Below are 7,106 nucleotides of genomic sequence, written 5' to 3'. Positions count from 1 at the left end.
TGCGGGACGCCGCGCGGGAGGTGTTCCGGCGGGTGATGGACGCCGTCGACCCGGCGCTGGTGGACCGGGCCGAGCGGGCCCTGACGGCGGTCCCGGGGGTGCGCGGGGTGGGAGAGCTGCGGCTGCGCTGGATCGGCCACCGGCTGCGCGCGGAGGTGGCGGTCGTGGTGGACGGCGAGGCGACGGTGCGCGAGGCCCATCGTGTCGCCGTCGAGGCCGAGCACGCACTGCTGCACGCCGTCCCCCGGCTGACCGCGGCCCTGGTCCACGCCGACCCGGAACCAGTGCCCGGCGCGGCGGATCCGCACCTGGCGCTCGCCCACCACGCGGTGGGGTGAGTTCAGGCCGCTCCCAGCCCCTCCAGTACGACCGCTCCGGGCAGCTCCGCGAACGCCTTGCCCGGCACCAGCAGCTTGCCGCGCCGCCGGCCGCTGCCGACGAGCACGTACGGCAGGTCCACGACGGCCGCGTCCACCAGCACCGGCCAGTCGCCGGGCAGTCCGACCGGGGTGATGCCGCCGTACTCCATGCCGGTCTCCCCCGTGGCCGTGTCCATCGGGGCGAAGGACGCCTTGCGGGCGCCGAGGTGACGCCGTACGACGCCGTTGACGTCGAGCCGGGTGGTGGACAGGACGACACAGGCGGCGAGCGTGGTCCCTCCGCCGCGCCTGCCCGCCACCACCACGCAGTTCGCCGACCGCTCCAGCAGCTCCCGGCCGTAGTGCTCGACGAAGACGGCGGTGTCCGCCCAGCGCGGGTCGGTGTCGACGTAGAGGATCCGGTCGGCGGGGACGCTGCCGCTCCAGGCGCGGACGGCGGCGGCCACCGGGGCGGTCAGCTCGTCGAGGCAGTCGGGGGCGGGGGTGGCGTGGTCGAAGTCTCCGATGGGTGCGCGCATGGCCGCACCGTAACAGGGGTCCCTCAGTGCACGGGCGGCACCGAGACCGCCATGATCATCTCCATCGGGGCGTCACCCCGGTTCCCGTACGTGTGCGGCGTGTTGGCCTCGAAGGAGGCGCTGGCGCCGGCCGGCACCCGGTGCTCCGCTCCGTCGACGGTGAGGGTCAGTTCCCCGGACGTGACGTGGACGAGTTCGACCGTGCCCGCGGGGTGCGGGTCGGAGTCGCTGCTCTCGCCCGGCATGAGCCGCCAGTCCCACATCTCCAGCGGGCCGGGCGCCTCGGTGCCGGCGAGCAGCCGGCTGTAGCTGCCGCCCTCGGTGTGCCACAGCCGCACGGTCTGGTCGGCGGGGACGATCCGGACCTTCGGGCCCCGCTCGTAGTCGAGCAGGGTGGGGACGCTGACGCCGAGCGCGTCGCCGATCTTGACGACCGTGCCGATGCTCGGGTTGGTGCGGGCCTGTTCGATCTGGATGAGCATGCCGCGGCTGACACCGGCCCGCACGGCGAGCGCGTCCAGCGTGAAGCCGCGCTCGGTGCGCCAGCGTCTGACGTTGCGCGCCAGGGACTGGGTCAGCAGGTCGAGGTCCGACACGTTCCGTCCGTTCCGTCCGGCATGTGGGGCGACCGGGGTCCTGTGTCCGGCCGCCGCGGGGCGGACCCGGTCGTCCGTCGCACTGTACTGCGGCCCGGATCGGCGCCGCTCACGCCCGGGTGAGGACGGCTCAGCCCTCGGGTTCCAGCTCGGCGAGCCGGACCACGCCCTCCTCGCCCAGCTCCGCGAGCCGCGCGACGCCCTCCTCGTCCAGCTCCGACAGCGCCCGCAACTGCTCCGGGGTGATGCCCTCCGGGATCGGCACGGGCGCCGGGGTGCGCAGCGGAGGCTGCCAGCCGTCGGCGGGGGTCCAGCGGCGTACGACACGGGCCGGGGCGCCCGCGACCACGGCGTGGTCGGGCACCGTGCCCCGGACCACCGCGCCCGCGGCCACCACCACGTTCCGCCCGACGCGCGCCCCCGGCAGGATCACCGCGCCGGTGCCGATCCAGCAGCCGGGGCCGATCTCCACCGGCTCCATCCGCGGCCACTGCTTGCCGATGGGCTCGTGCGGATCGTCGTAGGAGTGGTTGGTGGAGGTGACGTAGACGTACGGTCCGAAGTAGCAGTCGCTGCCGATGGTGACCGTCGTGTCGGCGATGACATGGCTGCCGCGGCCCAGCACGACCCCGTCGCCGATGCGCAGGATCGGCTCGGGGCCGAGGTCGAGACCGGGCATCAGACCGGCGGTGAGGGTGACCTGCTCGCCGACGATGCAGTGCGCGCCGATCCGGATCCAGGGTTCGCCGAAGACCGTGCCGAGCGGGAAGGCGAGTCTGGTACCTGTTCCCATCGCCCCGAAGCGGAAGCGGCCGGGGTGCTCGGCGGTCACCGAGCCCGTGCGCTGCACCCAGGCCCAGCCCGTGTGGACCGCGCGCTGAGCGAGGCGGCGCGGCCAGGACGAGAACGTGTTCTTGCGCTTCGGCACCCGCTCACCGTAGTCGGAGGGCGGCCCGCCGACGGGCCGGTGACCCTGTGATCTTCACCCCACCGGGCCGGCGTACGGTGCGTGGTGTCTACGACGTCGCAGTGGAGGAGAGGGCGATGACGCACCGCGCGCTGATCACGGGTATCGGAGGCAAGGAGCCGAAGGTGGACGGGGACGCCTTCGTGGCACCCACGGCCTCGGTGATCGGGGACGTGACGCTGCACGCGGGAGCGAGCGTCTGGTACGGGGCGGTGCTGCGCGGCGACGTGGAGCGGATCTCCGTCGGGGCGAGCAGCAATGTGCAGGACAACTGCACGCTGCACGCCGATCCGGGGTTTCCGGTCAGCGTGGGCGAGCGGGTTTCCATCGGGCACAACGCCGTGGTGCACGGGGCGACCGTCGAGGACGACTGCCTGATCGGGATGGGGGCGACGGTGCTGAACGGCGCCGTGATCGGCGCGGGGTCCCTGGTCGCCGCGCAGGCGTTGGTGCCGCAGGGGATGCGGGTGCCGGCGGGGTCGTTGGTGGCGGGAGTGCCGGCGAAGGTCCGGCGGGAGCTGACCTCCGAGGAGCGGGAGGGGCTCACGCTCAACGGGACGATGTACGCGGCGCTCGCCGAGGTTCACCGGGAGGAGCACGGGGGGTGACGGTCGCGGGCGGCCCGCCGGCCGGCCGTGGCCCCTCGCGCCCACGCGGCCGAGCCCATGCCGATACGGGCCCGCGCCCCCTCAAAGCGCTTCGGTCGCCGGCGACGCCGGCTCGGGAACCGCCTTCTTCGCCTTGCGCTTCAGCACCAGCATCGAGGTGACGCCGATCAGTACCGCCAGTACCAGGCCCAGCCAGGAGAAGCGCTTCAGCCAGGACTCGGCGACGATGCCCACGTAGTAGATGACGGCGGTGGTGCCGCCCGCCCAGACGATGCCGCCGAGGACGTTGGCGATCAGGAACTTCCAGTACGGCATCCGCAGCACGCCCGCGAGCGGGCCGGCGAAGATGCGCAGCAGGGCCACGAAGCGGCCGAAGAAGACGGCCCACATGCCCCACTTCTTGAAGGAGCGCTCGGCGGTCGCGATGTGCCCCTCGCTGAAGTGGCGGGGGAACTTGGCGCCCAGCCAGGCCAGCAGTGGCCGTCCGCCCCTGCGGCCGATGGCGTAGCCGATCGAGTCCCCGATGATCGCGCCGGCGGTGGCGCAGGCGCCGAGGACCACCGGGTCGATGTCGCCGTGCTGGGAGGCGAGCAGCGCGGAGGAGACCAGGATGATCTCGCCCGGCAGCGGGATGCCCAGGCTCTCCAGCCCGATGACCAGTCCCACCAGGGCGTACACGGCGACCGCGGGTACGGTCTCGAGCCACTCCTGCACGTGCAACGCCCCGTCCTCCCGGTCCGCCGTTCGTGCGCCGGGACCGGCGCACGAACGGGAAGCCTACCGGGCACCGCCGGTGTACCGGCGGTCAGCCGTTGGGGCGCAGGGTCCAGACGACGGTCATCTCGCCGGTGACGGCGCCGTCCTCGCGGCGGATGGCGATCGAGACCGGGAACTCGGGACGCACGCCCTCGTCGAGTTCGGCGACGACCTCGGCGGCCGGGCGGCCGAGGGTCGCGGTGGCGGTGACCGGGCCCATCGCCAGCTTCTTGTAGGCGATCTCCGCGCTGACGGCCAGCGGCACGGCCCGCGCGAGCTGGTCCCCGAACGCGGCGAGCACGATCGCGCCGCTCGCCGACTCACCGAGGGTGAACATCGCACCGGCGTGCGGCCCGCCCACGTGGTTGTGGTAGTCGGCCTGGTCCGGCAGGGCCACCACGGCCCGCTCGGGCGTGGTCTCCAGGAACTGGAGGTTGAGGGTCCGGGCCATGGGCACCGTGGCGGCGAGCATCTCGCCGATGGACATCTGGTCTGCGCTCATGGGCGCAGGTTACCCGCGAGTAGCCTCAACTCGCCATGCCGCGCGGCATCCGGTTTGCTACGTCCCCGTCAAAGGGCGGTGACCCAATCGTGTCCATGGCACGGCTAGGGTTGCTGCCCATGTGGCCAGGACAGCAGCCGCCCGGGGGCGAGCAGAACCCGCAGTCGAACAACCCGTACCAGCAGCCGGGGTACCAACAGCCGAATCCGTACCAGCAGCCCGGCTACCAGCAGCCGGGCTCGTACCAGCAACAGCCCGGCTGGGGGGCGCAGACCGTGGCGGGCGGGCCGCAGCCACCGCAGGGCGGGGGCGGCGGGAACCGGACGAAGCTCGTGGCGATCGTGGCGGCGACGGCCGTGGTGGTGGCCGCCGGTGTCACCGGGTTCCTGGTGCTCGGCGGCGACAAGGACGACGAGGCCGACGGCAAGAAGAACACCGAGCCGTCCGCGACGGCGAGCAAGGACACCTCCGCCGAACCGAGCGCCTCCGCCTCGGACGACAACCCGCGCGGCGGCGAAGGGGAGAAGGCGACCGTTCCGGGCTGGCAGGTCGTCGTCAACACGCGCTTCGGCACCAAGTTCGACGTCCCCGCCGACTGGGAGATCGAGACGCCCGGCACCAGCGTGGGCTTCGAGTGGGAGGAGGAGAACGGTGAGATGGACCGCACCACCGTCACCGCCCCCGCGTATCTGAAGTCCGAGTGGTGCACGAGCGACGACAACAAGGACGGCCGCGAGGAGAACACCTCCCTCGCCACCGCCGGTACCCGGGGCGAGAACGGCGCCAAGGACACGGACATGGCGGCCGAGACCCGGGTGCCGTGGTGGATCTACGGCGGGTACACGCAGCCCGACAAGAAGAGCATCAAGTACGAGAAGCCGAAGGCGTACACCACGGCGTCCGGCATCAAGGGCAGCGTGGCCACGGCGCACTCGGAGAACACTCCGCAGAAAGGCAAGTGCGACAGCGACGGCAAGGCGATCACGTTCGCCTTCAAGAACGGCGCCGGGGACTTCGTCACCTGGAACCTGTACGGCGCCAAGGGCGTCAAGGACGAGATCCCGGACGAGACCGTGCAGAAGATCCTCAGCACGGTGCGCCTGACGGAGGACGGGCCCCAGGGGTCGTAGCGGGCAGGGAGGGCGGTGGCCCATTTGGCAAGTCGGCCACGGCCCGGCGATAGTCACGGGGTGCCGACCACCGCCATCCGCCGCCGCCCCGCCTGGGCCGGCCGCAACTACTCCCTGCTGACCGCCGCCGCCGTGGTGACCAACCTGGGCAGTCACGGCGCCCTGATCGCCGCCGCGTTCGCCGTGCTGGGCACGGGCGGCGACGGCGGCGACGTGGGTCTGGTGGCCGCCGCCCGCACCCTGCCGCTGGTGCTGTTCCTGCTGATCGGCGGTGCCGTCGCGGACCGGCTGCCGCGGCACCGGGTGATGGTCGCGGCCAACGCCCTGAACTGTGTCTCGCAGGCCGCGTTCGCGGCGCTGGTCCTGGCGGGCGAGGCGCAGCTGTGGCAGATGATGCTGCTCAGCGCGCTCGGCGGTACCGGTCAGGCGTTCTTCAACCCGGCCGCCGAGGGCATGCTGCTGTCCTCGGTCGAGGGCGAGCAGGCCGGCCGGGCGTTCGCGGTGTTCCGGATGGCGATGCACGGAGCGACGCTCGGCGGGGCCGCGCTGGGCGGCGCCATGGTCGCGGCGATCGGGCCCGGCTGGGTACTGGCGGCGGACGCGGCGGCCTTCGCGGTCGCGGCGGCGCTGCGGGCGTTCCTCGATGTGAAGCACATACCGCCGCGCGCCCCCGGCGGCGGCATGCTCGCCGATCTGAAGGAGGGCTGGCGGGAGTTCACCGGCCGGCCCTGGCTGTGGGGCGTCGTCGTCCAGTTCTCCGTCGCCAACGCGGTCGTCGGCGCGGCCGACGCGGTCTACGGGCCGCTCGTCGCCCGGGACCATCTGGGCGGCGCCGGTCCGTGGGGCGTGGCGCTGGCGTTCTTCGGCGGGGGCACGGTGGTGGGCGCGCTGCTGATGACCCGCTGGCAGCCGCGCCGTCTGCTGTTCGTCGGCACCCTGTGCGTGTTCCCGCTGGCCCTGCCGTCCGCCGCGCTCGCCGTGCCGGCGCCGCTCGCCGTGCTGTGCGCGGTGATGTTCGTGACCGGCGTGTCGCTGGAGGTGTTCGGCGTCTCCTGGATGACCGCGCTGCACCAGGAGATACCGGAGGAGAAGCTGTCCCGGGTCTCGGCGTACGACTGGTTCGGCTCGGTCGCGCTGGTGCCGACGGCGATGGCCCTGGCGGGCCCGGCGGAGACGGCGTTCGGCCGCCCGGAGGCGCTGTGGGGGTGCGCGGCGCTGGTCGTGGTCGTCACGGCGGCGGTGCTGTGCGTCCCGGACGTACGGAACCTGCGCCGCCGAACCCTCCGGATCACCGGCGCGACCCCGGACACGGACACCGCGTCAGCCGACACCGGACGCCCCGCCGCCGGGCTCGGGTGACGGACGCGCGCCGCGCACGACGCCCCCCGGGGCCACACCACCGAACCCGGCACGAACACCGCACCGGCCGACACCGAACGCCCGCCGTCGGGCTCGGCTGACGGACGCGCGCCGCGCGTGGAAGCGGCACGGGCGCCGGGTCAGCCGATGCCGAACGCCCCCTCCGGGGGTTCCGGGGACGGTACGGCGTCCTCGTCGCGCACCGGGCGCGCACCGCGGGTGAAGTCCCGCAGGGCCGCGCCGTGCTCGACCCGCGCGGGGAAGGCGTCGGCGGCGGTGGCGCGGGACAG

At 73.5% G+C, this 7,106-nt stretch carries 9 protein-coding genes and 1 pseudogene; 4 read left to right on the top strand and 6 right to left on the bottom strand.

Translation table 11 applies throughout. The features are described from left to right. On the top strand, positions 1-338 hold a 338-nt coding region (locus B7767_RS30860), incomplete at its 5' end, for a cation transporter dimerization domain-containing protein (protein WP_306298008.1). A 2-nt stretch (positions 339-340) separates the two neighbouring features. On the opposite strand, the gene B7767_RS30855 is transcribed toward B7767_RS30860, so the two are convergent. The 3 genes from B7767_RS30855 to B7767_RS30845 form a co-directional block, all read right to left on the bottom strand. Next, positions 341-898 (bottom strand): YbaK/EbsC family protein, encoded by a 558-nt coding sequence (locus tag B7767_RS30855; RefSeq protein ID WP_085575018.1) that lies wholly within the window; start codon positions 896-898, stop codon positions 341-343. Positions 899-921: 23 nt separating this feature from the next. After that, positions 922-1,494 carry a helix-turn-helix domain-containing protein gene (locus B7767_RS30850; RefSeq protein WP_085575017.1) on the bottom strand — a complete coding sequence of 191 codons (573 nt, stop codon included), beginning with the start codon at positions 1,492-1,494 and terminating at the stop codon, positions 922-924. Between the two features lie 130 nt (positions 1,495-1,624). Continuing rightward, complete coding sequence (locus B7767_RS30845) at positions 1,625-2,422, bottom strand: acyltransferase (RefSeq protein ID WP_085575016.1); 798 nt, start codon at positions 2,420-2,422, stop codon at positions 1,625-1,627. 116 nt (positions 2,423-2,538) lie between these two features. On the opposite strand from B7767_RS30845, the gene B7767_RS30840 reads away from it, so the two are divergent. Further along, positions 2,539-3,069: a gamma carbonic anhydrase family protein gene (locus B7767_RS30840; protein ID WP_085575015.1), complete on the top strand. Its 531-nt coding sequence runs from the start codon at positions 2,539-2,541 to the stop codon at positions 3,067-3,069. Positions 3,070-3,150: 81 nt separating this feature from the next. Here the strand turns inward: B7767_RS30840 and B7767_RS30835 are convergent, their stop codons facing one another. Both B7767_RS30835 and B7767_RS30830 read right to left on the bottom strand, forming a co-directional pair. Continuing rightward, on the bottom strand, positions 3,151-3,789 hold the full coding sequence (locus B7767_RS30835) for a DedA family protein (RefSeq protein WP_085575014.1): 639 nt from the start codon (positions 3,787-3,789) through the stop codon (positions 3,151-3,153). 85 nt (positions 3,790-3,874) lie between these two features. Next, complete coding sequence (locus B7767_RS30830) at positions 3,875-4,312, bottom strand: DUF4442 domain-containing protein (protein WP_085575013.1); 438 nt, start codon at positions 4,310-4,312, stop codon at positions 3,875-3,877. A gap of 134 nt (positions 4,313-4,446) precedes the next feature. Here B7767_RS30830 and B7767_RS30825 point away from each other — a divergent pair, with 134 nt between their 5' ends. Beyond that, entirely contained in the window at positions 4,447-5,457 is a 1,011-nt protein-coding gene (locus tag B7767_RS30825) for a hypothetical protein (protein ID WP_085575012.1), read from the top strand. Positions 5,458-5,517: 60 nt separating this feature from the next. After that, entirely contained in the window at positions 5,518-6,816 is a 1,299-nt protein-coding gene (locus tag B7767_RS30820) for an MFS transporter (protein WP_085575011.1), read from the top strand. A 140-nt stretch (positions 6,817-6,956) separates the two neighbouring features. Here B7767_RS30820 and B7767_RS48475 read toward each other — a convergent pair. Continuing rightward, a pseudogene (locus B7767_RS48475) lies at positions 6,957-7,106 on the bottom strand (spermidine synthase-like protein); the annotation flags it as partial.

Origin of the sequence: Streptomyces sp. 13-12-16 (assembly GCF_002114215.1) — a bacterium.
In the GTDB taxonomy this organism is placed as follows: Bacteria; Actinomycetota; Actinomycetes; order Streptomycetales; family Streptomycetaceae; genus Streptomyces.
Note: the sequence above shows the minus strand (reverse complement) of the source record. Positions and strands in the feature narration are given on the sequence as shown.

Coding starts and splice junctions, on each gene's coding strand:
- B7767_RS30825 (WP_085575012.1), top strand. CDS start 4,447: ATGTGGCCAGGACAGCAGCCGCCCGGGGGCGAGCAGAACCCGCAGTCG.
- B7767_RS30840 (WP_085575015.1), top strand. CDS start 2,539: ATGACGCACCGCGCGCTGATCACGGGTATCGGAGGCAAGGAGCCGAAG.
- B7767_RS30855 (WP_085575018.1), bottom strand. CDS start 898: ATGCGCGCACCCATCGGAGACTTCGACCACGCCACCCCCGCCCCCGAC.
- B7767_RS30830 (WP_085575013.1), bottom strand. CDS start 4,312: ATGTCCATCGGCGAGATGCTCGCCGCCACGGTGCCCATGGCCCGGACC.